Below are 26,164 nucleotides of genomic sequence, written 5' to 3'. Positions count from 1 at the left end.
ATGCGCCATAGAGACTGGACCACGCGTCTGAACGAAGTAATCAAGGCTGCCCAAGGGCGGCCTTTTTCGTGGGGCGGATTTGACTGTTGCCTGTTCGCCGCCGACTGCTCTAGCGCCGTGTGCGGTGTCGATCCAGCAGAACAATACCGTGGCACCTACAAGACTGAAGCGGGCGCCAAGCGTGCGCTGAAGAAGCGTCACGGTAGCCTGGAAGCTGCGTGGGACGCGTGCTTTGTAAGGGTTGCAGTTCCGTTCATCCAGCGCGGCGATGTGGTGATGTACGAAGCGCCGGCAGGGCGAAGCATGGCCGTGTTCTGGGCTGGTGATTATTGGGCGACGACCGATGACGGCGTTGCGCGCGTTATGTGTGAGCCGCTGGCGGCGTGGAGGGTTGAGTAATGCCAAGTGGCGTAAAGAAAATTGCTCAGGTCGCTGTCGGTGCTGTGATCGGCTTCGTGCAAGGTGGCCCGGTGGGCGCTGCTATCGGCGCTGGCCTGGCCTTCTATGCAGCATCGCAGCAGGAGAAGCTCAACACCAAATCCCCTTTGCGCGATAACGAGCCCTCCGCTCAAACGGTGAGGTCGTCGAAAGCACCGATCCGTTTCATCCTTGGCCGTGTGTCCACTGGCGGCGTGCTGGTCTGGGCTCAGGAGCAGTCCGGCACGCTCACAGAGGGCGAGCAAATCCACCTTGTGTACGTGTTGTGTGAAGGTGCTATCGATGCCTTGGAGAACATCTACCTGGGCGAGGAAGAGATCGGCTCGTTCGGTGAGTTCGCCAGCTATGAGCTGATCGTCAACCCGACAGAAGTGAACGCATTCCTCAAGGCAAACTGCCAGGACTGGAAAGACAGCCAGATCGGGCGCGGCCTGTCGTACGTGCGCATCACCCTAAAGTACAGCGCCGAGAAGTTCCCGTCCGGCATACCTGACACCCGCTTTGTGCTCCGTGGCCGGAATGATATTTACGACCCGCGCACCGGCAATAACATCTACACCGCCAACACCGCGCTGCACATCCTCTGGTATCTACGCACCCGCTGCAACGTTCCGGATGACGAGATCATTTTCGAGACCTTTGCCAGTGCGGCAAACGTCTGCGATGAAGCGCTGACCAATGCCGATGGCTCCGTCAGCCAGCGCTATCGCACCTCCTGCGTGATTGGTGCAGACGAGCAGCGCCCGGGCGTGCTGCAGAAGCTGGAAGCGTCATGCGCCGGGAAGTTGATACGCGTCGGCGGACGCTGGATGCTCCAGGCCGGGGCCTATTACGGGCCGTATGACTTCGAGATCACCGAAGACATGATCATCGGCACTGTGTCCGGCAGCACCGAGTCGACGAACGATTCCGCCATCAACACGGTGCGTGGCACGTTCATCGATCCTGAACAGTCCTGGACCGAAACGGATTACCCCGAGGTCAGCGTGTCCGAATGGATTCTTGAGGACGGCGGCGAAGCTGCAGAGACGATGACGTTCTCGTATGTGACCGACGCCTATCAGCCTCAGCGCCTGGCGAACATATCCCTGCGACAGCGGCGCGCTGGCGGGGCAATCAGCCTGCCGATGAACTTCTCTGGCTACAACTGCCGGCCAGGCCGCGTCGTTCGCGTAAACCTGCCATCACTGAACATTCTTGGCGAGTTCATCGTCTCTGACTGGTCGATGGGTGACAACGAAGGCTGCACTGTTCAGGTCAAGCAGTACGAGGCGGCTATCTTCGATGATGCCGTAGGGCAGCCTTACAATCCGCTGGGATTCATCAACCTGCCAAGCGGCGGGCTTGGGTCGCCCACCGGCCTTGCATGGTCCGCTGGCGATGCTGCTGAGGTGGTGCAGGGCGTTCTGTCGTGGGTACCACCGCAGGGCATCGTCACCTCGTATGTGGTCACGGTCCGCCAGGGCGGCGGTGTCGCGCAGTCACGCTCGGTGCCCGCGACGGCCAACACGCTTGCCATCAACGGATTGGCGTCAGGCACATACACTATGAGTGTGGCCGCCCTGGGCCCAATGGCTCGATCTGGCGAAGCGACTATCTCGGTGAGCATTCAGGGGCCGCCAATCCCTGAGTCGTGCGTGGTGCAGTCCTCAATCGACAGCATCGTACTGATCCCGCAGAACCCGAACCACGGATTGAACGGCGGCACCTACGAGTACTTTTTCAGCACCAACCCCAACGCTACATCGGGCACGGCGCAGTACTTGGGCCAAGGCCTCTCGTTCACGCACAACGACCTGACGTTCTATACCAATTATTACTATTTCATTCGCTCGACCAACGCATACGGGAAGAGCGCCTTCCTTTATGTGCCTACGTCGACATCAAACGATGTGTCGGCCTATCTGTCGGCTCTGGCCGGCAAGATCAGCAAGACCGAGCTCTCGCAGAACCTGCGTTCAGAGATTGAGCTGATCAGTGGCGACGGAGCTGGCTCAGTCAATGAGCGCCTGGAAGAGCTGAAGGCCAACATCGGAGAAATCACCGACGCGCTGGTCTACGTGCCGACCGATGCCTATGTGCGCGACAACACCGTGCGTGTAGGTGACAACCTTTGGACGGCCATTGCGGCGGTCCCAGCGGCTGCCAATGGTTCGAACGGTCCGCCCAATCCGACGTACTGGGTCAACACTGGCCAGTCGATTCGGTCGGCCAACGCGCAGGCGGCGCAGGTCAGCAAGAACACCGCCGATATCTCGACGGTTGACGGCAAGACCACCGCGACAGCTACCCAGTTGCAAGCGGTTCAAGCTCAGTACCGATCAGACAGCGTGGAAGGCGATCTGCTCGAAGCACTGAAAGGTTGGGACAGCACAGCCAGTTACGCGCAGGAAGTAAAGGTCAGGACAGAGCAGAACTTTGCCCAGGCGCAGCGCACTACGTTGCTGGATGCTCGGGTGGGAGGCACAGAGTCAAAAATCAGCATCGTTGAAACTGCTCAAGCTACGGACAGGGAGGCTACCACCCAGAAAATTACGAACCTGACGGCGACGGTCACCACGAACCAAACGACGGTTCAGGCGGCCATTCAGTCTGAAGAGAATGCCAGGTCGACCGCTGACGGTGCGCTGTCCACAAAGCTGGACCAAGTGCAGGCTACGGCCAACGGCGCGAGCGCAGCCGTTCAGACGGTCAGCTCGGCCCAGGCGACCACGGACGGCAAGCTCACAGCGATGTACACCGTCAAATTGCAAGTCAACTCCAACGGCCAGTACGTCATGGCGGGGATAGGCGCAGGGATTGAGAACGTTGGCGGGGTGCTGCAGAGCCAGATCCTCATGTCTGCCGACCGGTTCGCGCTGGTAAACACGCTGGCGGGCGGCGCGATATCGACTCCGTTCGTTGCCCAGAACGGGCAGCTGTTCCTCGGTCCGACCTTCATCATGGACGGCACGATCACTAACGCCAAGATCGGGAGTTTCATCAGCTCGACTGACTACGTCGCCGGACAGCGTGGATGGATCTTGCGCAAGGATGGAACGCTCGAGATAAACGGTTCAGGCGCTGCTGGCGGCAGGCTGGTGGTGACCAACAGATCGGTACGCGTGTACGACGCCAACAACGTCAAGCGCGTGCAGTTGGGGGACCTCAGCGAATGAGCAACGGAATGAGGGTATGGGGCGCAGATGCTGCGCTTCAGCTTGACGAGAATTCGTTCACGATCCGGGTTGTGCTGTCGACGCTCGTTACCTTCTCCGGCACCACAAAGACCAGTCAGGACTTTGCTGTGCCGGGTGTCGGGCCGGGTAACGGTGTGGCAATCGTAATTCCGGCTGGCGCTTACGACGGCAATCAGAGGCAGCACGAAACGGAGCTCGTTGACGGTATCGCGAGGGTTTACAACCACACCAGAACTTACGGCTCAAGCACGGTTTCGAACGGCACCATGCGGCTGCTTGTCATGAGGTTTTCATAATGGCGGAAGCATATGGCCTGGAGTTTTCCAACAACAGCAATGTGGTAGTTCTCGATTCGCAATATGCGCGTCTGATGGTGATTGCTTCGGGTCGCTATCAGCCCACCGAGGAAAGCGGGCTTGGCTCAACTACCTATTTTCCTCGGCCTGTTACATCACAAGAACCGCCCTTGGTGTTTGTGCGGCCCGACACTGTGAATGCGGTTGCAGGGCTTTGCATGATGCGTCTTGTCGGATCGGCCGGTAACTGGACGGGTTTCTATGTGCGGGCATATGACGTGAACACCGCTCAACCCAACGGCCGCTATTTCGTTGCTCAATTTGCTGCCCAGCCGGTGGCTGACTTCGGGATGCGGCTTTGGGATGGTGCGACAAACTTGCTGTTTGATTCTGGTACTTCAAGTGCGAACTTCACTCGCTCGTTCCAATCGTGGACCTACGAGAGATTTGATTACACCAGCCAGAGTCTTGTCAGGTGTTATTACTCAGTACCTTTTAACTTCCCTGAGAATGAATATCTATTGATTAATTCGTTCGGTATGGGACTGAACTCGGGTAGCGCCATATCCCGCGCACTGTATTGCTGGTGGGACTTTCCGAACAGTAAGCTTTACGCGATCACTATTGCCGCCGCTAACCCAACAGCATTTTTCCTACCGGCAGTCTTCGCAAAGATGAATGTCTGAAATCCATTTAGTGAGTAACAAATATGCCTTGGCTTAGAAACGGTACTGTGTCCGTGACAAACGGATCAACAGCTGTAACTGGCGTAAACGTAGCGTTTGACGCCAACTCGCGAGTGGGTGATGCATTCGTAGGTCCGGACGGACTTAATTACGAGATCGCCAACGTGGCCAGCCCCACGGTTATCTCGATTCTGCCACCCTATAAGGGGGCGACAGTCAGCGGTGCCGCATACGCAATCATGCCTGTGCAAGGCTACGATAAAATGCTGCGCGACGCTTTCAACCAGCTGCGGGTACAGTTCGGCGACAAGATGGCCGGACTCGGCACTACTGGCAACTACGACACGCTGCCAGTCGCGAAGGGGGGTACAGGTCGCAGTGACGGGAGAGCGATATTTTCAGAGGTCGGGATTCAGCAGTCCAGCGCGCTCTACAATATCCAAGGCCTGTATATGGGCTGGAACTCGGGCTCGCAGGGTGAGGGGCACTTCATTGTGAACCGTGGCGGCGGGGCTGGCGGATTTACTTGGCGCTCCGTAAACGGTGCAAACACAGCATCCGGACCGTCAATGACCTATAGCTATGAAGGTCTTCTTACCGTTCCCTCGCTTTACGTTAGTAGTCCCATTGGAGTTGCATCAGGCGGTACTGGCGGTAACAGCCAAGCTGCTGCGCGTCAGGGGTTGGGGCTGGGAGCAGCCTCGGTCGAGGACGTGGTTCCCATCTCTAAGGGCGGGACAGGGGCTAATAGTTCAAACGGCGCTAGAACCGCATTAGGCGTAGGTCCAGGTCAGGCCCCGACATTCGCGTCTATTGAACTTACAAACTCCAGTCCTTATATAGACTTTCATTATAACAATTCCGCAACGGACTATGACGTCAGGCTTATAAACCAACAGGCTGGCGTGTTGCGATTGGAAGGGGCGTTTCAAGTATCAGGAAGGCTAGAGTCGACCGGCACGTGGTGCCGTGCAGGCTTGAGCGCAGGTCGTGGCGGGACCGTATATAACTATAACTGGACCGGCTCTAATGTGGATGTATGGATCGATAACACTTACGTCGGCACAATGACGCTGTTTACTTCCGATTATCGCATCAAGAAGTTTATTAAGACCTTGTCCGATAAGCGCGAAATGGTCGTTGATTCTGTACCGTCGTTTTTTTTAGACCGTATTGATGCGTACCGAGTAGTTACGTTCCAAAAGAAAAAGTTCGGCGATGTGTTTTCTGGCGATGGCACCACCTACCAAGGGCTTATCGCGCATGAGGCGCAGGAGGTAAACCCGTTGGCCGTTACCGGCGAGAAGGACGGCGTCGACGAAAAGGGTAATGCACGTATCCAGCAGCTCGACCCGATGGCCTTGATCACAGACCTGATGGGGGCCGTCAAGGAGCTGCGCGCCGAGGTTATAGCGCTCAAGGCTGCTGCACAGCCAGCGGCTGAACCTGCCGCCGCGTAACACCTGCACAGCAACACCCGCACCCCGCCATCGAGCGGGTATTTTTTTGCCTGGAGAAACACCGATGTCGATCACCGCGCAGCAACTTCTGCAGATCCTCCCGAACGCCGGCCAGAAAGCCGGCGTTTTTGCACCCGTCCTCAACACAGCAATGAGCAAGTACCAGATCGTCACGCGCCTGCGCATTGCTGCATTCATTGCCCAGGTTGGGCATGAGTCCGGCCAGTTGCTTTACGTGCGCGAGTTGGGCGGCAGCGCCTACCTGTCTAAGTACGACACCGGCAAGCTGGCTGAGCGCCTTGGCAACACACCCGAGGCGGACGGCGACGGCCAGCTTTACCGTGGCCGTGGCCTGATTCAGGTGACTGGACGTGCCAACTACGAGGCTTGCGGCGAAGCACTGGGCCTGGACCTGATCAACCATCCCGAGTTGCTCGAGCTGCCGCAGCACGCCGCGATGTCGGCGGCGTGGTTCTGGCACCGGGCCGCGCTCAACACGCTGGCAGACAAGGGCGAGTTCGTGACCATCACCAAGCGGATCAACGGAGGCACGAACGGCATGGCCGATCGGCAGGCGCTGTACGCCCGGGCGCTTGAGGTGCTGGCGTGAAGGCCCTGCCGTGGAAGGCAGTCGGCCTGCTGCTGATCCTGCTGGCGCTGGCCGGGGCGTTATACGGGGCATACCGGCACGGCGTGACCGTCACCGATCTGGCCTGGAAGGCGAAGTGGGCCGAGGAAGTCAGCGCCCAATCCGAAGCGGTGGCCACCACGACCACCGACTACCGAACCGAAGAGCAACGCCGCCAGAAAGCGGCCAACCAGGTGGCAAACGATGCAAGACAAAACCAGACCGCTGCGCTTACTGATGGCTCTGTCGATGATGCTTCTGGTGAGCTCATGCGCATCGAAGCCGGAAAAATGGCAGCAACGGCAAGTTGCGTGCCCAGCGATACCGGAGCTGCCGAACGAGGCAAGGCAGCCACCCGCGCCGCTATGGTGCTCTCCGACCTGCTCGGCAGGGCTGACGCGCGAGCGAGAGAGCTGGCTAAGGCTTATGACCAGTCCCAAATAGCAGGGCAGGCGTGTAACCGCTTTGTCGATGAGCTATCCAGCACCACCAATTCAGCCAGGCCGTAGGCCGCCGGGGAAGCACTGTGCAGACAGCAACGAAGCAAGAAACCTACGACCGCACCATGAAAGTGACGTTGGCAGTGAAGGCGAACGGCGGGTCCGTGACGGTCCAGATCCAGGCCGGTGATAACTGGATCACCACCGACACGTTCTGGACAGACGGTGGCTATCAGCTGAGCATTCCGCCCGCGACGATCCGCTACGTGCCCGCTGCTGGCGCTGCGTTTGAGGTGTACGCATGAGCCTTCTGGTCAACCCGATCCCACGCCGCCAACCGATCAGGCGGGGACTGGGCCTGCTCGGCGACAGCTTCTCGGGCAACTGCCACACCATCGCGGCGACGGCGTTTGGCACCGAGGCCTATGGCTATGCGGGCTGGATAGCGGCGCGCACCGGCCTGTTCCCGAGCTACGTCGACAACCAGGGCAAGCTCGGCGACCACACCGGGCAATTTCTGGCCAGGCTTCCGGCCTGCATTGCGTCGTCCACTGCCGACCTGTGGCTGCTGCTGTCGCGCACCAACGACAGCACCACGGCAGGTATGAGCCTGGCCGACACGAAAGCCAACGTGATGAAGATCATCACCGCGTTCCTGAACACGCCCGGCAAGTACCTGATCGTCGGCACCGGCACGCCTCGCTTCGGCAGCAGGGCGCTGACCGGTCAGGCCTTGGCCGATGCGATCGCCTATAAAGACTGGGTGCTGAACTATGTCAGCCAGTTCGTGCGGGTCGTGAACATTTGGGACGGCTTCACCGAGGCAATGACCGTTGAAGGCCTGCACCCGAATCTCCTGGGTGCCGAGTTCATCAGTTCGCGGGTGGTGCCGATCATCACCGCGAACTTCGAATTCCCCGGCATCCCGCTGCCCACGGACGCTGGCGACGTTTACTCGGCCATCCGCCCGTTCGGCTGCCTCAATGCCAACCCGCTGCTGGCGGGCACCGGCGGTTCTCTGCCTGCTGGCGTGAATGCCGCGGCCGGGTCAGTGCTGGCGGACGGATACAAGGCCGTAGGCTCTGGCCTGGCCGGTATCACCACGCGCTGGTTCAAGGAGCCTGCCGCCTATGGCGAGGCACAGTGCATCGAGCTGCGTGGAAACATGGCGGCGGCGGGCGGCTACATCTACATGCAACCCACGGCCAACGTGGTACAGACCAGCCTGGCGGCCGGCGACGTTATCGAAATGGTGTCGGCGGTGGAAATCATGGGTTCGTCGCGCGGCATTCTGGCTTGGGAGGCTGAGTTGACCATCACCAAGACGGTCAGCGGTGCTGCGTCCACGTTCTACTATCGGTCAATGGACAAGTACCAAGAGCCGTTCACCATGCCGGCCAGCTTTTCCGGGGCGTTGGAAACGCAGCGCGGCACTATTGACCTGAGTGAAACCGTGATCACCTCGCGCATGGGCCTGTACCTGGCAGCAGGCGTGCCGCAGGACTCGACGGTCAAGGCCGCGCAGTTCGGGATACGCAAGGTGTAGGTGGGCGAGCGGGGCGCTCCGCTACTCTGTCGGAACGCCTCGTTGGCGGCTGAGTGACTGCGGCAGCTTGTTCGGGCATTCCGGGTCTTCGATAAAGCCTCGTCCATCGCAGTGCGTGCAATCGTCACGCACTGCGAATCCGTCCAGGCAGTGAAGGCATCTGATAAATATCGAGTAGCTATGACGCTCCCACAGCGAAACGTAGGCCTTGAAGTCGCCTTGTTCGAGGGCTACCGCTGAGGCGTCGACGAGCGCTCGATATTGATCTTCATCGCTCAGGCGTTGATAGCTCACACCGTTGATCTGCCTGGATTGCTCAACCAGCGTCAGCGTCTGGCCGGTTTCGGTGTAGATGTAGCGACCCTCGAGCACGCCGTACTTCTTGTAATCCCTCATGATGAGGTCGTTTTTCTCGTCGAGAAAGGCGAAGTGGGCAGCACGGTAGGGCGACTGGTCGGCCTCATGAAGCACGTATCGGGAGTTGAGCAGGCTGCCGACTATTACGCCGCCCTTGTTGTAGGCCAGATAGTCCGATGCCTGATGCCGCCATTCGTGGTTGCCTTCCTCGGTGAAGTGGCAAAAAGCGGCGCTGGCCAGCTCGAAGAGCTCAAAGCGCTCCAGCGGATCGACCAACCCGCCAGCCTGCATGTCTTCGGCCATGCGTGCCAGAAACCGGTAAGTGACCGCGGGGTTCGTCCACTGCCTCCTGTCGTTGATCCTTTTGTTCCATTCGGCCAAGGCTTCTGAGCTGTTGCTCTCGTTCATGGGGGTGATTCTCAATTGCTGTATGGGCATACAGTAGTTGAGTCTTTCAGATTTGGGGAGTGGTGTTCGTCGGCAGGAAGCCGGGAAAGGGTTTGGTGCGCATAAACTCGTATCGTTGAATTTCGTTCAGACCAGACTTAGTGAAAATTTGGAAAGTGCAAAGGCGCTGGGGGAAATTTGGGGGAGAAGATCCCCCGAATGATGTGGAACCCTGTTGTGTTATAACGCGCTAGAAGCCTTGTAAATGCTAGGGTGTGCTGATTTTTGATTTGTAAATATTGGGGTTGAAAACGGATTCGAAATCCGTTGTACCTTCACCGGTACCTAGGGTTCGAATCCCTATCTCTCCGCCATTATTTATCCAAAAAGCCCCGCAATGCGGGGCTTTTTGGTTTCCGGGATTTGATAATCCCCAGCCCAGCTCCCCACTTCTATCCTAGAAGGCAGCTTTGACCGCGAGGCCAGCCGAGGTACCGCTTGAACGCGTCGCCCCGACCAGTAGGTCAAGCGCGGTAAGGCGTGTAGTCGATGTAGCCCTGCGCATCGCCACCGTAGTAGGTGTCACGGTCCGGGGTCGTCAGGGGCCAGCCGTTTTTCAGCCGGGCAACCAGGTCGGGGTTGCCGATGAAAGGCTGGCCAAACGCAGCCAAGTCGATCAGGTTTTCTTCCAGCAGTGTATCCGCGCGTTCGCGGGTCATGTCGCCGGCGAGGATCAGCGCAGTGTTGCCCAGTTCGGCCTTGCAGTGCTTGAGCAGTTTACGCAGTGCCTGTTCCTGAGCGGCCGAGCTTTCGCCGGCCATGAAGAAGTGCGTCTGGTCCATGACGTGTACATAGGCGATGCCGCGTTCGCGCATGCCTGCACACAGCGCCGAGTAGGTTTCGTCGATCTCCGGGTAGAGCGGCATATCGAACAACTGGCCGTACGGCGAGATGCGAATACCGACGCGGTCGGCACCGATTCTGGCGCAGGCGGCATCGACCACTTCGAAGACGAAGCGCAGGCGGTCTTGCAGATTGCTCGCACCGTACTGATCGGTGCGGTCGTTGACCTGCGGGTTGAGGAATTGCTCCAGCAGGTAGCCATTGGCGCCGTGAATTTCCACGCCGTCGAAACCGGCGTCGATCGCATTCTGCGCGGCCTGGGCGAAATCCTCGACGACTCGCGCCACTTCATCGGTAGTGAGCGGGCGCGGCAGAGAGGTGGGCACGAAGCCGGGTTCGCCGTCTTCTCCATAGGCGAATGCTACTGCGCCCTGTGCTTGTTTGGTGGTGGCGCTGACCGGTGCTTTGCCGTCGATCTGGATCGAAGTGTGGGACACCCGGCCAACGTGCCAGAGCTGCGCGAACATGCGACCGCCGACGCTGTGGACCGAGTCGGTCACCAGCTTCCAGCCCTGGATCTGCTCCGGGGTATAGATGCCTGGATTGAACAGATAGCCCTGGCCTTCGCGAGAGATCGGCGTGCCTTCCGAAACGATCAGTCCGGCGGTAGCGCGCTGGGTGTAGTGCAGCGCGATCTGTTCGGTGGCGATATCCTCGGGGGCACGCGAGCGGGTCATGGGCGCCATGACGACGCGGTTGCTGAGGGGCGTGTTGCCGAGTTTGAATTCATTGAACAGAGTCAAGGCTGTCTCTCCTGTGGAGGGGGAATCAAAAGAACGATGACGGCAGCAGCCTTGGGGAAGACGGCTGTCAGGGGAGTACTGGCGACGTGTCGGCGGCAGCGCAGCGATCACTCCGAAGCCCATTAGCCACCCGCCAACCGGCCCTGCAGGGATGTTGCGACCGCCATCATCAGGACTGATAGTCCGAGCGTGAGGTGTTGTCCGGAGCCAGTTCAGCGCTGCATCAGGCTTAACTCCGAACAGGTTTTGACATAGTCTATTGGAGAAATAGTGTTTTATTTCTGCTGGTTTCTATCAAGTGAGTGGAATGGAATTCAATAATCGGAGTGTCTATGTTTTCGTCTGAGCGCCTCAAGGGTATCGATGTGTTCGTCATCGTCGCCGACATGGGCAGCTTCACGGCCGCCGCTGAACGGTTGAACCTGACCAACTCGGCGATCAGCAAGAGCATCGCGCGACTGGAAGGGCGTCTGCGCACCCGGTTGTTTCAGCGCACTACGCGTCGGTTGTCGCTCACCGAGGCTGGGGAAACCTTCTACCGTACCTGCACCACGGTCCTTTCGGATCTGGAGGAAGTCGAGATTGCGCTGACTTCAACCCAGACCGAGCCACAGGGCAAAGTGCGCATTGATTTGCCTGCTTCGTATGGGCGTTTACATGTCCTGCCGTTGATTCTTGATTTCATGAAGCAGCACCCCAGGTTGCAGCCCCATGTGTCTTTTTCCGATCGGTACGTCGACCCGGTGCACGAGGGCATCGATATCGTCGTCAGGATCGGTGGTTCAGATGCCTGGCCAGCCGCTATGGCTCACCAGTTTTTCGGAACACAGAAACTGATTTTCTGCGCGGCGCCCGAGTATGTGAACCAATATGGCGAGCCCAAAACGGTGTCAGACCTCGATGCCCACCGGTGCATCGGCTATGGGCAAAATGATGGTATGGCGATCCCCTGGTATTTCAAGGGCCGCCAGCCGGGGGATCGGGAGCGCAGGATCATGCATCCGCACATTGCTGTGGGCGACGGAGAAGGTGAGGTGATGGCGGTGTTGGCGGGGCTTGGCATCGCTCAGCTACCGACCTGGCTGGTCCAGGTGCATCTGAATAGCGGCAGGCTGGTGGAGGTGCTGCCGGATCTTGCTACCGAAGGCCTTCCAATGAATCTTGTCTGGCTGCGGAGTCGCGAGGCGCTGCCAAAAGTCAGCGCCTTGGTTGCCTACCTGGGAGCCAATCTCACGCCTGCCGGGCGTGTTGAGCGGGCTTGAATAGTCATTGGATCGATGACCGTAAACCCGGTGACAACAGGCTCGCGAAAGGCCGCGGCGGCCCCAAGCGCCTGGCAGCAAGAGGCTGACCCCGCCTCCTCAGCCTGACGTGATCGAAAATTCGGGGAGGATGTGTTCCTGAAGTTCATCGATCACCTCCAGAGAAGGGCGTCGCGTGGGCTTGAGGTTCAATGCGACATGATTGATCCCGGCGTCGCGTTGCCGCGAGAAGAAGTCTTTCAGCGCCTTTCGACCGCCCCGTAGCACCCGACCGGTTTGTAGCGGCGCGTCAGGATTGGCGTCGAGGTCGAACATCGCGCCATAGCCGAAAGGGACGAATCCCCTCAAAGCGGTTGCCTCACGCCAGTGCGGTACAGCCTCCGGCATGCGCAGCGCGTCGCCGTGCCAGATCCAGGCATCCACATTGGCCGCAAGCCACTCCAGGCTCTGTCCTGCACGACCGATGGCAATGATAGGGACCCGTTGAGCTGCGGGTTTGGGCACCAGATCGATATCGCCCCGCAGTTGGCCGAAATGCTGTGTCTTCAGGCGCGGAAATGACTCCGAAATCAGCGTTTTGATCAGCGTTACCGCTTCCCGATAGCGTTCCGCTCGGCTGGCAAAGTCGACCCCGAAAGCCGGGTACTCTGTTGCTCGGTCACCCGAGGCCATGCCGGCGAGAAAGCGGCCTCCCAGAAGTTGGTCCGCCGTCGCGATCTGCTTGGCGGTGATAACCGGCTCTCGCAACGGGCTGACGATGCCTGCAGTGCCGATGGCGATTCTATGAGTGAGTGCTGCCAGCCAGCCCGCGTACACCATCGGATCAAGGACCTGGCCGGTATCGCCAAATGACGGATCGTAAAACGGCACATCGCGCAGCCACAGCGCCGCAGCATCGCTCTGATCGAGGCGCTGCACGATCTCGGCCTGGTCCTCCAGGCTGGGAAAAGGGCTGTCAGGATAGCCTCTCGCGGGCGATATGAATCCGATGGTCAACTGATCAGACTGGAATGTACGGCGGAACGCCGTATGGTTCTCCAGGCCGAGCGATTGATTGTTCTGAATCATCGTTTTACTCCGTTTCGGAAATCGATCATTCGATTCTATAGGTGACCTGAAAGCTGATCTCAGATCTTTTGGATCAGTCATTGTGAAAAAAAATCACCAATATTCTTTCTGCAATATTTGACCGAACGACCGGCTGTCGATGCAGAGTAGAAACACTGTCATCCTCCTCGTGCGAAATCGCTTGGTTTTCACATGTTCCCTTTGGCCATTCGCAAACTAATCCTGCCTCCCGGTTTCGCTTTCGCCCTTTCTGATCTATACCTTGGGTTCAACGTTTTGTGAGGCGAGGAGCTTTCAGATGTCAGACGTAGATCAGGTACAAAAGTCGCAACCTTCTCCCAGCCAGAGCCACGATGACGTGATTGCTCAGTTCAAGTGGCAGGGCAAGCAGATCGACTGGTTGCTGCAATGGCTGGTCAAGTTTGTTGCCAACACCAAGGTGGAGATGGGCGTGACGCTGTCGGTGGGCGGGAATCTGGTTTCCGGGCATCTGATTTCTCACGATGCGTATTTCGAGCAATTGGCCGACGATATCTCGGCACCTTTCAGCTCGTTCGCCAATGGCACTGACGCGACCATGAAAGAGATGATCCTGTCCTTCAAGCCCGGTGAGTCGTCTGAAGACACCCCGGCCTTCCACTTCATTCACTTGAAGGACTGCCGCACCTATTCCACTGACGGCAACCCGATTTGCGATGCCGGCGTGCTGTGGCGAGGCCGGATCTCGGCAGTCGATGGCTTCACCATCGGGCTTATCGCCGAAAAGCCTGGCGCAGCCTGACCCCATGAAGCCTCGACATTCGTCGAGGCTTTTTCAAACCCGCCCCATGATGGCTTCCGGCATGCTGAATGCACTCGCTGGTCATGGAATGCTGCGCCTGCAATAGCGTCACTTAGCCACTCTTTGCGCGACAAAATGTCGCAAGCCGCTGTCAGGCGAGTAATATGTTCGCCCTGACCTTATCCGCCGAATGGTTTTCGGCATGGCCTGATAGAGAACTGGCGACAAGAAAAAACAACAAGAACTGAGCCAGGCTGCCCGCCCCGGTCGACGTAAAGAATTAATGAGTAGACGAAAAAGGCGATTAGAGAAAATGACCAAAACTTCGCGACCTTTGTACATTTCCTACGCAGGACCCTCACTGCTGGAAATGCCCCTGCTGAACAAAGGCAGTGCCTTCACCCCGCAAGAGCGGGTCGAATTCAATCTGATCGGGCTCCTGCCACAGAACGTAGAGACGATCGAAGAGCAAGTCACCCGGGTTTACAGCCAGTACAAACAATGTGCCAGCGACCTGGACAAGCATATCTACCTGCGCTCGATCCAGGACAACAACGAAACCCTGTTTTTCCGTCTGCTCGATTCCCATCTGGACGAGATGCTGCCGATCATCTACACGCCGACGGTGGGGCAGGCCTGTCAGGAATTCTCCAAGATCTACCGCACGCATCGCGGCCTGTTCATTTCCTACCCTGAGCGTGACCGCATCGATGACATTTTGCGCAGCGCGACCAAGGACCGGATCAAGATCATTGTCGTGACCGACAGCGAACGAATTCTCGGGCTGGGCGATCAGGGCATCGGCGGCATGGGCATTCCGATCGGCAAATTGTCGTTGTACACCGCTTGTGGCGGGATCAGCCCGGCGTACACGCTGCCGATCGTGCTGGATGTTGGCACCAACAATCGTGAGTTGCTGGATGACCCGATGTACATGGGCTGGCGTCACGAGCGGGTATCGGGCAAGGAATACGAAGACTTCATCGCGCTGTTCATCGACGCGGTGCAGCGTCGCTGGCCGGACGTGCTGTTGCAGTTCGAAGATTTCGCCCAGTCCAACGCCATGCCGCTGCTGGAAAAGTATCGGGATGAACTGTGCTGCTTCAACGATGACATCCAGGGCACCGCGTCGGTGGCTGTGGGTACATTGCTGGCGGCCTGCAAAGCCAAGAATGAAACCCTTGGCCAGCAGAAGGTGGTGTTTGTCGGTGCCGGTTCGGCAGGCTGCGGCATTGCCGAGCACATCATCGCAGCGATGCGCATCGAAGGCCTGAGCGAAAGCGAAGCGCGCAAGCGCATCTTCATGGTTGATCGTTTCGGCCTGTTGACCGAGGGCATGGACAACCTGCTCGACTTCCAGAAACGACTGGCGCAAAAGACTGCCGACGTGTCCGGCTGGACTGCCGGTACAGACGCCTTCCCGCAGTTGCTCGACGTGGTCACCCACGCAGGGGCCACAGTACTGATCGGCGTGTCCGGACAGCGCGGTCTGTTCACTGAACAGGTGATTCGCGAACTGCACAAGCATTGCCCCAAACCTCTGGTAATGCCGCTGTCCAATCCGACCTCCAAAGTGGAAGCCACGCCGGAAGAAATCCTGCGCTGGACGGATGGAAATGCGTTGGTGGCTACCGGCAGTCCGTTTGCGCCAGTGGAGATCAACGGTCGCACGGTGCACATCGCGCAGTGCAACAACTCCTACATCTTTCCGGGCATCGGCCTCGGCGTGGTGGCCTGCAAGGCATCGCGCATCACCGACCGGATGCTCATGGCCGCGTCCAATGCGCTGGCCGAGTGCTCGCCGATGGTGACAGGGAAGGGCGATGCGGTATTGCCGCCGCTCAAGGAAATCCAGCAGGTCAGCCGCAAGATCGCGCTGGCTGTAGCGAAGGAGGCGCAGGCCGAAGGGCTGGCACTGGAAACCACCGAAGAGGCGCTGCTTGAGGCCATCGAGCGTAATTTCTGGTTGCCGGGCTACCGGGCTTACCGCCGTCGCTCGGTCTGATCAGGCGCATTTGAAAGGATGAGGTCTCCGCAAGCCTGCTTGCGGAGACACGCTGCTCTGAACATGCAGTAATGCTGCAACGAATTTCTTCACAGTGAAATAAGCTTCATTCAACCCAATCCTCTCACCTTTTTCACATAAAATTGATGATGCGCTGCCTACAGTGCGCGCCATCCGGGAGTTCACTGGCTCCTGAATGCCCGATGCATATTAATTCGATAAGCAGACCACGATGCCGACACCCAGAACTGTTCGTCCAGAGGTTGTAACCCTACTTGCCAGTGCGTTTCTGTTACTGGGTTTCAATCTCAATCTCTGGCAGCATCTTTTCTCGATTACCAGCGCCGATAGCAAAGGTTTGGCCATGCGCTTCGCGTTTGGTGTGATGATTTTCTGCGTGTTCAATATCGTGTTGACGCTGTTGGCGTTCCGTCGTGTGTTTAAGCCGGTGTTGATCAGTCTGTTTATGATCAGCGCGGGGGTGGTTTATTTCATGAGCGAATACGGGGTCATGATCGACGCCGGGATGTTTCGAAACTTCGCCGAAACCAACGTTACGGAAGTGCAGGGCCTGCTGTCTTTAAAACTGGCGTTGTATATCCTGTTGTTAGGCGTATTGCCTTCGCTGATACTCTGGAAACTGCCGATCAGCTACCGTCGCTGGCACCTTGAACTGTTCAGCAAACTGCTGGTGACGGTGGTGTGCTGCGTGGCAATAGGCGGCGTTGCACTGGCCAATTACCAGGGCTTGTCGTCATTGTTTCGCAATCACCATGAATTGCGCCTGATGGTGGTGCCAAGCAACTACATCGGTGCGTCGCTGGGCTACCTGAGCGAGCAGGTGATCTCCGCAAGACGTCCGTTCGTCAAGATCGGCGAGGATGCCAAACGCTCTGCGGACTGGGCCAGGCATGCCCGCAAATCCTTGACCGTGCTGGTGGTCGGCGAAAGTGCCAGAGCCGAGAACTTCGGGATCCTTGGCTATGGTCGCAACACCACGCCCAACCTGAACAGGGAAAGCGGGCTGGTAGCGTTTACCGACGTGTATTCCTGCGGCACCGAAACCGCCGTGTCGGTGCCCTGCATGTTTTCCAACATGGGTCGCAAGAATTACAACGCTACCCAGGCGCGTAATCAGGAAGGCTTGCTGGATGTACTGAAGCGCGCGGGCATAGACGTGATATGGCGTGACAATCAGGCAGGCTGCAAAGGCACCTGTGATCGAGTGACCTTTCAGGACGTGAGTAATCTCAAGGACCCGCTGTTGTGCAACAACCATGAATGCCGGGACGAGATACTCTTGCAAAACCTGCAGACCTTTATCGACAGCCTCGACAAGGACACGGTGCTTGTTCTGCACCAGATGGGCAGCCACGGGCCTGAATACTTCAAGCGTTACCCAAAGGAGTTTGAAAAGTTTACCCCGGTGTGTGAAAGCAATGCGCTGAACAATTGCAGCCGGGACAGCATCGTCAATGCGTACGACAATACGTTGTTGTACACCGACCATGTGCTGTCCACGCTGATTGATCTTTTACGCGCCAATCAAAACAAGGTCGATACCGCCATGGTGTACCTGTCTGACCATGGCGAGTCGCTGGGCGAGTACAACCTGTTTCTGCACGGCACCCCTTATGTGCTGGCGCCTGATCAGCAAAAGCATGTGCCGATGATGGTCTGGTTGTCCGATACTTATCAGAAGTCCTTTGCCGTCACGCCGGAGTGCCTGGCCAAACAGCGTAATGCACCGTTGAGCCAGGATAATCTTTTCCATTCCATGCTCGGGCTGCTGAAAGTCGATACCAAGGTCTATGACCCCGGTCTCGATATGTTTGCCGGATGCCGCAGCGAGTTGGCGGCCACCGACAAGTAGCCACCGCGCGGCGTGTCGGGTTTTGATCGTCCTCTCCCGCGATGGGGATGATCATCGGCAGCGCGTCTGCCGGGCAATGGCGCCTCCTGTCCGTCATTTGCATGAAGATGCGCCAGACCCGGACGACAGACGCGCGATAATCTCCCATGACGATATATACTGCGCGCCATTGTTGAAGGGAGAGCCGTGTGGCCATCGATATTCACTGGATTCGCGACGACGACAGCCTCGCCCGGCATTGCGCACAATGGCAGTCACTGCCTTTCGTGGCGCTCGACACCGAGTTCATGCGGGTCGACACTTTTTATCCGATCGCTGCGCTGCTGCAGATCGGCGACGGGCAGAGCGCCTGGCTGATTGATCCGTTGGTGATCAACGACTGGCGGCCGCTGTCTGCCTTGCTCGAAAACCCCGACGTCATCAAAGTGGTGCACGCTTGCAGCGAAGACCTCGAGGTGTTGCTGCGCCTGACCGGCAGCCTGCCGGTTCCGCTGTTCGATACCCAGTTGGCAGCGGCCTACCTGAACCTCGGTTTCTCCATGGGTTACTCGCGTCTGGTGCAGGAGGTCCTCGACATCGACCTGCCCAAGGGCGAAACCCGTTCCGACTGGCTGCAACGTCCGCTGTCGGAAACGCAGATCAGCTACGCTGCCGAAGATGCGGTGCACCTGGCCGAGTTGTTCATCATCCTGCGCCCGCGCTTGTCCGACGACAAATACGCCTGGCTGCTGGATGACGGCGCCGAGCTGGTCGCCAACCTGCGTCGTGAAGTGGACCCGTACGAGGTGTATCGCGACGCCAAGCTGGCCTGGAAGCTGTCCCGTGCCCAACTGGCGGTGCTGCGTGAGTTGTGTGCCTGGCGTGAGCGCGAGGCGCGCGCGCGCAACCTGCCGCGCAACCGTATCGTGCGTGAACACTCGCTCTGGCCATTGGCCAAAACCCAGCCGGACAACCTCGGCGCACTGGCGCGGATCGAAGACATGCACCCGCGTACGGTCCGCCATGACGGCGAGTTTCTGCTCGAACTGATCAAGACTGCGAGCGTGCTGCCCCCGGAAGAATGGCCACCTGCGTTGCCCGAGCCTTTGCCCATCGATGCGGCCGGGTCGATCAAGCGTCTGCGTGCAATCGGTCAACAGTACGCCGAGCAACTGGACATGGCCCCGGAGCTGATGCTGCGCAAGAAGACCCTCGAAGCCCTGCTCAAGAGCGGCTACCCCGACGGTCCTTACCAATTACCCGACTCGCTGCGTGGCTGGCGTCGCGAGTTGATGGGTCAGGCGCTGCTGGACAGCCTGGCTACACCCGGAGAACCGTCTTGAAGCGCATCTGCTCGATTTATCGCAGCCCGAAAAGAAACGAGATGTACCTTTACGTCCTGAAAAGCGACGTCCTCAAACGTGTGCCGCCAGAGCTGATGGTGGCCTTCGGCAAGCCGATTCATGCGTTCGATCTGGTGCTTAGCCCCGAGCGGGCGCTGTCGCGCGAAGACATCAACGTGGTGCTGGAGAACCTCGACAGCCAGGGCTATCACTTGCAGATGCCGCCGGCTGAAGACGATTACATCGAGCACCTGCCCGAAGAGCTGCTGCGCCGCAACGATCCCATGTAATCGTTGCTCACGTTGTAAAGCGGCCCGCATCGACGTGGGTTGCCTGTCCTGTTTTTAAGGTTTTTGAAACATGCGCGTTCTGATTGCCGAGCACGATTACCACGTTTACACCCAATTGTTGCGCAAGGCTGCGCCTGATCTGGAAGTTTTCAGCACTGGCGATTCTGCCGAGTTGTCGCGCATGGCCAGCGACTGCCCGGTCTGGCTGGGACAGCCGGACCTGATGGCCAACCTTTTGCGGCAGGGGCACAAGCCGCAATGGCTGCAATCCACTTGGGCGGGCATCACACCGCTGCTGGCCGACAGCCTGTCGCGGGACTATCGCCTGACCCGTGCGGTCGGGATCTTCGGTCAGGTCATGGCCGAATTCGTTTTGACCTACATGCTCGGCCATGAGCGTGAGGTGCTGGCGCGCCTGATGAGCCAGGTCGAACGCAAGTGGGACAACCGCACCGGGCAGAGCCTGGCGGGCCGCAAGGCATTGATCGTCGGTGCCGGTGATATCGGTCAGCGGGTTGCCGAGTTCCTGCTGCCGTTCGGTGTACAGGTTTACGGTGTGGCTTCCAGTGCACGCACTCAGGAGCCGTTCATCGAGGTAGCGGCGTTGTCAGACATGACGCGTCTGCTCGGCGAGATGGATTACGTCATCAACCTGCTGCCCAACACGCCCGAGACACACGACCTGTACGACGCGAAGCTGTTCGCCAGCTTCAAGCCCACGGCGCTGTTCATCAACGTCGGACGCGGGGTAGCGGTTGTCGATGCGGATCTGGTCGAGGCGTTGAAGGAGGGGCATCTGGCTGGCGCGGTGATTGACGTCTGCCGCCAGGAGCCTTTGCCGCAGCGCCATCCGTTCTGGACTGCCTACGGTCTGCTGTTGACCGGTCACAGCTCGGCGCCTACCTCGCCAGTGGCCATGACCGAGCTTTTCGTGCATAACCTGAACGCTTTTCAGGCGGGAGAAGCGCTGCGCGGCGAGGTCGATTTTTCGCGAGGTTACTGACGCCCTTGCCAGCGGGCCGACGTTTCAGGCGTCGGCGCGCCGGCTTCGGTTACAGCAAAAGGTCGGTTACAGCGAAAAATCACCTTCGGCGGCCAGTTCTGCCAGCGGCTTGCGCGGGCTTGGCACTTCGCGGCCTTGCAGGTAGTCCGGCAAGGTCGACTTGTCACCCAGCTTGCCAATCGCGATGGCCGCATGCACTGCGTAGCCCTCCGGAATATTCAGTTCCTTGCGGGTCAGATCCTGATCGAAACCGGCCATGCCGTGGGTGTGCCAGCCGCTCAGGCTGGCCTGCAGTGCCAGGTAACCCCATGCCGAGCCGGTGTCGAAGGTGTGCCACAGGGCCGGGCTCTCTTCGCTTGCGCCGGGGGCGACGAAGGTGGTCTTGGAAATGACGATCACCAGGGCCGCTGCATGTTGCGCCCAGCTGCGGTTGAACTCGTTCAGCAAGCCCAGATAACGCTCCCAGTTCGGCGTATCGCGACGTGCATAGAGAAAGCGCCAGGGCTGTGAGTTATACGCCGAGGGTGCCCAGCGTGCGGCTTCGAAAAAGCTCAGCAGGGTTTCCTGGTCGATGCTTTCGCCGCTGAAGGCACGTGGCGACCAGCGTTCGGTGAATTGCGGATCGATCGGGTGATCGGCGATGCGAGGGTTTGTGCTCATGAAAGTCCTTGATAGCGAAGGTTGAAAACGAGCGTGGCTTGATGGGCCGTGGTCGGCAGGCATCGCTTGAACGCACTGAAAACCCGTTAACGCTACTGTTTTGCCCTGTCGCTGACAAGTCCCGGCTACCGGCAGTCGCAAGTGCTTGGCCCGCACCCCGTGTACCTCTAGACTGGCGGCCTTTTCATTATCGATACCGTTGTCCGAACCATGGCCGCTAAAGTTGAACCCTTCTGGATTCGCAAGACCCTTGACCAGCTCGATACCCAGGAGTGGGAGTCGTTGTGCGATGGCTGCGGCCTGTGCTGCCTGCAGAAGCTTGAGGATGAGGAAGACAACGCGGTTTATTACACGCGAATTGCCTGCAAGCTGCTGGATCTGAAAACCTGCCAGTGCTCCGACTACGCAAACCGGCGTGCCTCGGTGCCCGATTGCATTCAGCTAACGCCTGGTCAGGCAGATGAATTCAAATGGCTGCCACCGACCTGCGGCTATCGTCTGGTCAGTGAGGGCAAGGATTTGCCGCTCTGGCACCATCTGGTGTGTGGTGATCGCACGGCCGTGCATCAGGAACGTATCTCCCAGTCAGGCCGCATGCTCAGCGAGAACAATGTGGCCGAAGACGACTGGGAGGATTACCTGATTTTTCGCGCAGGTTGAACGCTTAAATGACCGGCTTTGGCTCGGTCAGCGCTTCCACGCCTTTGGCAGCAGCCGTCTTCACGGCATTTTCAGCGTCGTCCTTGAGGTTGTTCAGTTCCGCACCGGCACGTTCGATGGTCGAACGTGCGCTTTGCAGATCACTGCGGCCTTTTTCCATCAGGCTTTTGGCCGAGCAGTGACCACTGATGCCGCGCGCCAGTGCCGCGCCGCCGATGGCCAGTTGGATCAGGCCCAGGAAGCCGCCACGACGGACGCCTTTACCCATCAGCAGTACGCCGCCAGCCAGTGAGCCGATGCGCTCCCAGCCCTGTACATTCTGCTCGGGGTTGCGTTGAAGCAGTTCAGGTGTGTCGATGCGTTCGATGATCGGGGTGTCGCGCATGATGGCTATCCATGAGGTAGTAGGTCGGAGTTGGCAAATTGGAAGCAGTTGCTCGATTCAGAGAAACTGACTGCCCGTGCGCGACACAGGTTCAATGCTTTTCCGTCAGCGGTCGCTGGCCGGATCAATTTTCTCGCGACCGAACTGCGGGCCCGAACGGGTATTGATACCTTTGGCCATGCGGTCATAGAGGACGACGTTGACGGTCGCCGCCAGATTCATGCAGCCCTCGGTCGGGATATAGACCACGTCTTCACACCAGTCGCGAATCTCCTGATCCAGCGAGCCATCTTCCGGGCCGAAGATATACAGTGCGCGATCAGGGTGGGTGTATTCGGGCAATGCGCGGGCGCCCTCGACCAGTTCGACGGCCACCGGAATGCAACCCAGCGGCAGAATGCTTTTGAGGTCTTCGATGCCGATCAGCGGGATGTCCTGATGGATTTTCTTGGTGTCGGTGATGAAGTCCCGCGCGCGCTCATAGCGTTTACCGGTATAGAACACCGACGCCACGCCGTAACAGCCGGCCGCGCGCATGACGGAGCCGACGTTTTCCGGGGACTTGGGGTTGTAAAGACCGATGCAGGCGTACCGTTTGTTGGCCACGGGGAGGGTGCTCTGAAGAAAACCGGGATTATACGGCAGCCTCGGAGCAATGCCATTGACTGTGTTCAGAACCACATGCGCACGCCGACCACCAGTCGCGCGTCCTGAGTGTCTTCGTCGTCCTCGCGCGCGTAATCGGCCGTCTTGCCGTACGAGCGGTCCCAGCTCACCCCGACATAAGGGGCGAACTGCGGGGTGATCTCGTAGCGCAGCCTGAGGCCGAACTCACTGGTCGACAGGCCCGAGCCGTCGCCGCGCTGCGGGTCGTTCTTGCCGTAGAAGTTCAGCTCTGCGGTGGGCTGCAGCACCAGATTGTTGGTTAACTGGAGGTCGTAGTCGGCCTCCAGGCGAGCGGCGGTCTGTCCGGCTTCACCGATGAACGCTGTGGCCTCGATGTCCAGATCCGAAATGGCTTGCCCCTGCAGGCCGAAGGCCGCCCAGGTTTGCGGTGCGCCCGGTTTGAAATCCTGACGTGCTCCGGCGACAACGTCCCACCAGGGGCTTATCGAATGCCCCCACAACGCCTGGATTTCCGCTTCTTCGGTCTTGCCGTTGGTTCGCTCACCTTCGGAACGCAGCAAAAGGCGGTCGATATCTCCGCCAATCCAGCCGGACAGGTCCCAGGCCAGCGCGCTGCCGTCGTTGGCGTCCTGCCATTCCAGCTTGTCGGCCAGAAAGTAACTGTTGATGGCGCTGTCGTGGACCTGATGGCCCGCGTGGCTGGTGTACACCGCAGCCCGGTCCGCATCGGTGATCGGCGGGATCGGAGTTCGGCTCCGGGCGGGCGCAGGCTGCGGCGAGGGCGCGTCCTCGCCGTCGCTGGCGTCCATGTGCATCTCGTGGCTGCCGTGGTCCATGCCTTCCATTCCGGCGGCCATGGTCGAGGTCCACGGCGTGGCGGTCAGCCCGGCGGCTAGCAGCAGCATCGGCAGGCGGGGCGAATTCAGCGTTCTGCTCAACATCAAGGTCCTCATTCTTCCACCCGCACTTCGCGGAACATGCCCATTTCCATGTGGTACAGCATGTGACAGTGATAAGCCCAGCGGCCCAGCGCATCGGCGGTCACGCGATAGCTGCGGCGTGATCCCGGTGGCATGTCGATGGTGTGTTTGCGCACCATGAACTGGCCGTTTTCATCTTCGAGGTCGCTCCACATGCCATGCAGATGGATGGGGTGGGTCATCATCGTGTCGTTGACCAGCACGACACGCACCCGCTCGCCGTATTTGAGGATCAGCGGTTTGGCGTCCGAGAACTTCACACCGTCGAACGACCAGGCGAATTTTTCCATGTGCCCGGTCAGGTGCAGCTCGATCGTGCGGCTCGGCTCACGACCATCCGGGTCTTCGAAGGTGCTGTGCAGGTCAGCGTAGGTCAGGACTCTGCGACCGTTATTTCTGAGGCCGATGCCCGGATCGTCGAGCCTGGGCGAGGTGCTCATGGCTTGCATGTCGACCAGCGGGTTGTTGTTTTCGCTCTCCGGGTGCGATTGCAGGGTCGGCGTTTTCCTGGCCGGAATCTGCGCGTGGTCCATCCCCGGCATTGCGTCGTGGCCCATCTTGCTGTGGTCCATGCCCGCCATGCCCATATCATCCATGCTCAACAGCGGGCGTGGATCGAGAGGCGGCACGACAGCCTGCAGGCCAGGCCTGCTGGCCAGCGTGCCGCGGGCATAACCGGTGCGGTCCATCGACTGGGCGAACAGGGTATAGGCACCTTCCGCCGGTTCGACGATCACGTCGAAGGTTTCCGCCACTGCGATGCGCAACTCATCGACGGTCACCGGCTTGACGTGCAGGCCGTCGCTGGCCACGACGGTCATCTTCAGGCCCGGGATACGCACGTCGAAGTACGTCATTGCCGAGCCGTTGATCAGCCGCAGTCGAATCCGCTCGCCAGGCTTGAACAGCCCGGTCCAGTTCATGTTCGGCGCCTGACCGTTCATCAGGTAGGTGTAGGTCGCACCGCTGACATCCGCCAGGTCGGTCGGGTCCATCCTCATCTTCGCCCACATCCGGCGATCACGGGTGGTCTCGCTCCAGCCTTTTTCACCGACGTCGTTGATGAAGTCACCGACGGTGCGCTGGTTATTGTTGTAGTAATCGGACTGTTTCTTGAGCGTTTTCATCAGTTGCACCGGCTCTTCGTCGGTCCAGTCGCTGAGCATGATCACGTGCTCGCGGTCGTACTCGAACGGCTCTGGCTCTTTCGCATCGATCACCAGCGGCCCGTAGACCCCCGACTGTTCCTGGAAGCCGGAGTGGCTGTGATACCAGTAGGTGCCATGCTGCCTGACCTTGAAGCGGTAGACATACATGCCATCCGGCGCGATGCCGTCAAAGCTCAGTCCTGGTACGCCGTCCATGTTGGCCGGCAGGATGATGCCGTGCCAGTGGATGGACGTGGCTTCGTCGAGCCGGTTTTTGACCCTCAGGGTCACGGTGTCGCCTTCGCGCCATCTGAGCAGCGGGCCGGGAATGCCGCCGTTGATGGTCTGCGCGGTCCTGGCATTGCCGGTGATATTGACCTGGGTTTCGCCGATATACAGATCGAACTCGGTGCCGGACAACCCGTCGGGCTGACCCGGATTGGCCACCGCCCACGCCGGGCTGCGCCACAGCCCGAGGCCGCCGAGCAGGCCAGTGGCGGCAAGCCCTTTCACAAAGGTTCGTCTTGAGGTTCGGGAGGGCATGGCGAAATATCCGGTCGGTCGGGTGGCCGCAGGCTAGGGGAAGTGCGGGTAGGGCGGGGGAGCGTGACTGCTCGGAAGTACCGGGGTCACTCGTCCTTTTTCATCAGCCCGGCCAGTGCAGCGAACGGGTTGTGGGTCGCCTTGGCGGTTTTCGGACTGCCCAGGGAGCCATCGGCGAAGTACTGCTGATCGGTGTAGCGCGAGTGCTCGTTATCGTGGCAATACAGGCACAGCAGCTCCCAGTTGGAGCCGTCCTGCGGGTTGTTGTCATGGTTGTGGTCGCGGTGGTGTACGGTCAGTTCGCTGAGGCGTTTGCCTGCGAACTCGCGAGCGCAACGGCCGCAAACGTGCGGGTACATGCGCAGCGCCTTGTCGCGGTAGCCCATTTCGCGATCGCGCTGGGCGTCGGCCAGGATGCGGTCCAGCTTGGCAGTATGGGAAGGAGGATTGGCCGTGCTCATGGTGTCACCTGTGCGTGTGCGCATTGAAAGCGG

26 protein-coding genes are annotated in these 26,164 nt (G+C 59.2%); 17 read left to right on the top strand and 9 right to left on the bottom strand.

Annotated elements, in window-relative coordinates; all coding sequences use genetic code 11:
• The 9 genes from BLR20_RS07505 to BLR20_RS07465 all read left to right on the top strand — a co-directional run bounded on the left by BLR20_RS07505 (position 1) and on the right by BLR20_RS07465 (position 8,673).
• Positions 1-399, top strand: a complete 399-nt coding sequence (locus BLR20_RS07505) for a DUF6950 family protein (protein ID WP_054994526.1) — start codon at positions 1-3, stop codon at positions 397-399.
• Entirely contained in the window at positions 399-3,596 is a 3,198-nt protein-coding gene (locus tag BLR20_RS07500; protein ID WP_054994527.1) for a phage tail protein, read from the top strand. The genes BLR20_RS07505 and BLR20_RS07500 overlap by 1 nt, the downstream gene beginning before the upstream one ends.
• 8 nt (positions 3,597-3,604) lie before the next feature.
• Complete coding sequence (locus BLR20_RS07495; protein ID WP_054994528.1) at positions 3,605-3,913, top strand: hypothetical protein; 309 nt, start codon at positions 3,605-3,607, stop codon at positions 3,911-3,913.
• Positions 3,913-4,599 (top strand): hypothetical protein, encoded by a 687-nt coding sequence (locus BLR20_RS07490; protein WP_054994529.1) that lies wholly within the window; start codon positions 3,913-3,915, stop codon positions 4,597-4,599. The genes BLR20_RS07495 and BLR20_RS07490 overlap by 1 nt, the downstream gene beginning before the upstream one ends.
• A 23-nt stretch (positions 4,600-4,622) precedes the next feature.
• Positions 4,623-6,059, top strand: coding sequence for a tail fiber domain-containing protein (locus BLR20_RS07485; RefSeq protein ID WP_054994530.1), 1,437 nt, complete (start codon positions 4,623-4,625; stop codon positions 6,057-6,059).
• Between the two features lie 64 nt (positions 6,060-6,123).
• Positions 6,124-6,669 (top strand): glycoside hydrolase family 19 protein, encoded by a 546-nt coding sequence (locus BLR20_RS07480; protein WP_054994531.1) that lies wholly within the window; start codon positions 6,124-6,126, stop codon positions 6,667-6,669.
• A complete protein-coding gene (locus tag BLR20_RS07475) occupies positions 6,666-7,196 on the top strand; it encodes a DUF2514 domain-containing protein (protein ID WP_054994532.1) in 531 nt (176 codons plus the stop codon). The genes BLR20_RS07480 and BLR20_RS07475 overlap by 4 nt, the downstream gene beginning before the upstream one ends.
• A 56-nt stretch (positions 7,197-7,252) precedes the next feature.
• Complete coding sequence (locus BLR20_RS07470; protein WP_054994533.1) at positions 7,253-7,432, top strand: hypothetical protein; 180 nt, start codon at positions 7,253-7,255, stop codon at positions 7,430-7,432.
• The gene (locus BLR20_RS07465) at positions 7,429-8,673 is read left to right on the top strand and encodes an SGNH/GDSL hydrolase family protein (RefSeq protein WP_054994534.1); all 1,245 of its coding nucleotides are present in this window, start codon (positions 7,429-7,431) and stop codon (positions 8,671-8,673) included. Before BLR20_RS07470 ends, BLR20_RS07465 begins: the two co-directional genes overlap by 4 nt.
• 21 nt (positions 8,674-8,694) lie before the next feature.
• Here BLR20_RS07465 and BLR20_RS07460 read toward each other — a convergent pair whose 3' ends face one another.
• Together BLR20_RS07460 and BLR20_RS07455 are read right to left on the bottom strand one after the other, a co-directional pair.
• Positions 8,695-9,333, bottom strand: coding sequence for a hypothetical protein (locus BLR20_RS07460; protein WP_054994576.1), 639 nt, complete (start codon positions 9,331-9,333; stop codon positions 8,695-8,697).
• Positions 9,334-9,941: 608 nt separating this feature from the next.
• The gene (locus BLR20_RS07455) at positions 9,942-11,063 is read right to left on the bottom strand and encodes an alkene reductase (protein ID WP_054994535.1); all 1,122 of its coding nucleotides are present in this window, start codon (positions 11,061-11,063) and stop codon (positions 9,942-9,944) included.
• Positions 11,064-11,395: 332 nt separating this feature from the next.
• On the opposite strand from BLR20_RS07455, the gene BLR20_RS07450 reads away from it, so the two are divergent.
• The gene (locus BLR20_RS07450; RefSeq protein ID WP_032616101.1) at positions 11,396-12,325 is read left to right on the top strand and encodes a LysR family transcriptional regulator; all 930 of its coding nucleotides are present in this window, start codon (positions 11,396-11,398) and stop codon (positions 12,323-12,325) included.
• Positions 12,326-12,424: 99 nt separating this feature from the next.
• Here the strand turns inward: BLR20_RS07450 and BLR20_RS07445 are convergent, their stop codons facing one another.
• Positions 12,425-13,393, bottom strand: a complete 969-nt coding sequence (locus BLR20_RS07445; RefSeq protein ID WP_054994536.1) for an LLM class oxidoreductase — start codon at positions 13,391-13,393, stop codon at positions 12,425-12,427.
• 298 nt (positions 13,394-13,691) lie between these two features.
• Between BLR20_RS07445 and gvpU the strand changes: the two genes are divergently transcribed.
• The 6 genes from gvpU (at position 13,692) to BLR20_RS07415 (ending at position 20,667) form a co-directional block, all read left to right on the top strand.
• The gene (gene gvpU / locus BLR20_RS07440; RefSeq protein WP_010432140.1) at positions 13,692-14,174 is read left to right on the top strand and encodes a gas vesicle accessory protein GvpU; all 483 of its coding nucleotides are present in this window, start codon (positions 13,692-13,694) and stop codon (positions 14,172-14,174) included.
• Between the two features lie 313 nt (positions 14,175-14,487).
• Positions 14,488-16,179, top strand: coding sequence for an NAD-dependent malic enzyme (locus BLR20_RS07435; protein ID WP_010432138.1), 1,692 nt, complete (start codon positions 14,488-14,490; stop codon positions 16,177-16,179).
• A 232-nt stretch (positions 16,180-16,411) separates the two neighbouring features.
• Positions 16,412-18,052: a phosphoethanolamine transferase gene (locus BLR20_RS07430; RefSeq protein ID WP_054994537.1), complete on the top strand. Its 1,641-nt coding sequence runs from the start codon at positions 16,412-16,414 to the stop codon at positions 18,050-18,052.
• 188 nt (positions 18,053-18,240) lie between these two features.
• A complete protein-coding gene (gene rnd, locus BLR20_RS07425) occupies positions 18,241-19,374 on the top strand; it encodes a ribonuclease D (RefSeq protein WP_054994538.1) in 1,134 nt (377 codons plus the stop codon).
• Positions 19,371-19,664, top strand: a complete 294-nt coding sequence (locus BLR20_RS07420; RefSeq protein ID WP_054994539.1) for a YcgL domain-containing protein — start codon at positions 19,371-19,373, stop codon at positions 19,662-19,664. The genes rnd and BLR20_RS07420 overlap by 4 nt, the downstream gene beginning before the upstream one ends.
• Before the next feature lie 70 nt (positions 19,665-19,734).
• Entirely contained in the window at positions 19,735-20,667 is a 933-nt protein-coding gene (locus BLR20_RS07415) for a D-2-hydroxyacid dehydrogenase (protein ID WP_032616106.1), read from the top strand.
• Positions 20,668-20,733: 66 nt separating this feature from the next.
• Here the strand turns inward: BLR20_RS07415 and BLR20_RS07410 are convergent, their stop codons facing one another.
• A complete protein-coding gene (locus BLR20_RS07410; RefSeq protein ID WP_003317403.1) occupies positions 20,734-21,327 on the bottom strand; it encodes a nitroreductase family protein in 594 nt (197 codons plus the stop codon).
• Positions 21,328-21,537: 210 nt separating this feature from the next.
• Here BLR20_RS07410 and BLR20_RS07405 point away from each other — a divergent pair, with 210 nt between their 5' ends.
• On the top strand, positions 21,538-21,987 hold the full coding sequence (locus BLR20_RS07405) for a YcgN family cysteine cluster protein (protein WP_010432119.1): 450 nt from the start codon (positions 21,538-21,540) through the stop codon (positions 21,985-21,987).
• A gap of 4 nt (positions 21,988-21,991) precedes the next feature.
• Here BLR20_RS07405 and BLR20_RS07400 read toward each other — a convergent pair whose 3' ends face one another.
• The 5 genes from BLR20_RS07400 to BLR20_RS07380 all read right to left on the bottom strand — a co-directional run bounded on the left by BLR20_RS07400 (position 21,992) and on the right by BLR20_RS07380 (position 26,131).
• Positions 21,992-22,372, bottom strand: coding sequence for a YgaP family membrane protein (locus tag BLR20_RS07400; protein ID WP_010432116.1), 381 nt, complete (start codon positions 22,370-22,372; stop codon positions 21,992-21,994).
• A gap of 105 nt (positions 22,373-22,477) precedes the next feature.
• Entirely contained in the window at positions 22,478-22,978 is a 501-nt protein-coding gene (locus BLR20_RS07395; protein WP_003368283.1) for an RNA methyltransferase, read from the bottom strand.
• A 65-nt stretch (positions 22,979-23,043) separates the two neighbouring features.
• Positions 23,044-23,940, bottom strand: coding sequence for a copper resistance protein B (locus tag BLR20_RS07390; RefSeq protein ID WP_412778646.1), 897 nt, complete (start codon positions 23,938-23,940; stop codon positions 23,044-23,046).
• Between the two features lie 8 nt (positions 23,941-23,948).
• The gene (locus tag BLR20_RS07385; RefSeq protein ID WP_054994540.1) at positions 23,949-25,670 is read right to left on the bottom strand and encodes a copper resistance system multicopper oxidase; all 1,722 of its coding nucleotides are present in this window, start codon (positions 25,668-25,670) and stop codon (positions 23,949-23,951) included.
• A gap of 86 nt (positions 25,671-25,756) precedes the next feature.
• Positions 25,757-26,131 carry a YajD family HNH nuclease gene (locus tag BLR20_RS07380; RefSeq protein ID WP_003317410.1) on the bottom strand — a complete coding sequence of 125 codons (375 nt, stop codon included), beginning with the start codon at positions 26,129-26,131 and terminating at the stop codon, positions 25,757-25,759.
• Between the last annotated feature and the right edge of the window lie 33 nt (positions 26,132-26,164).

Source organism: Pseudomonas congelans, from assembly GCF_900103225.1.
Taxonomy (GTDB): Bacteria; Pseudomonadota; Gammaproteobacteria; order Pseudomonadales; family Pseudomonadaceae; genus Aquipseudomonas; species Aquipseudomonas congelans.
Note: the sequence above shows the minus strand (reverse complement) of the source record. Positions and strands in the feature narration are given on the sequence as shown.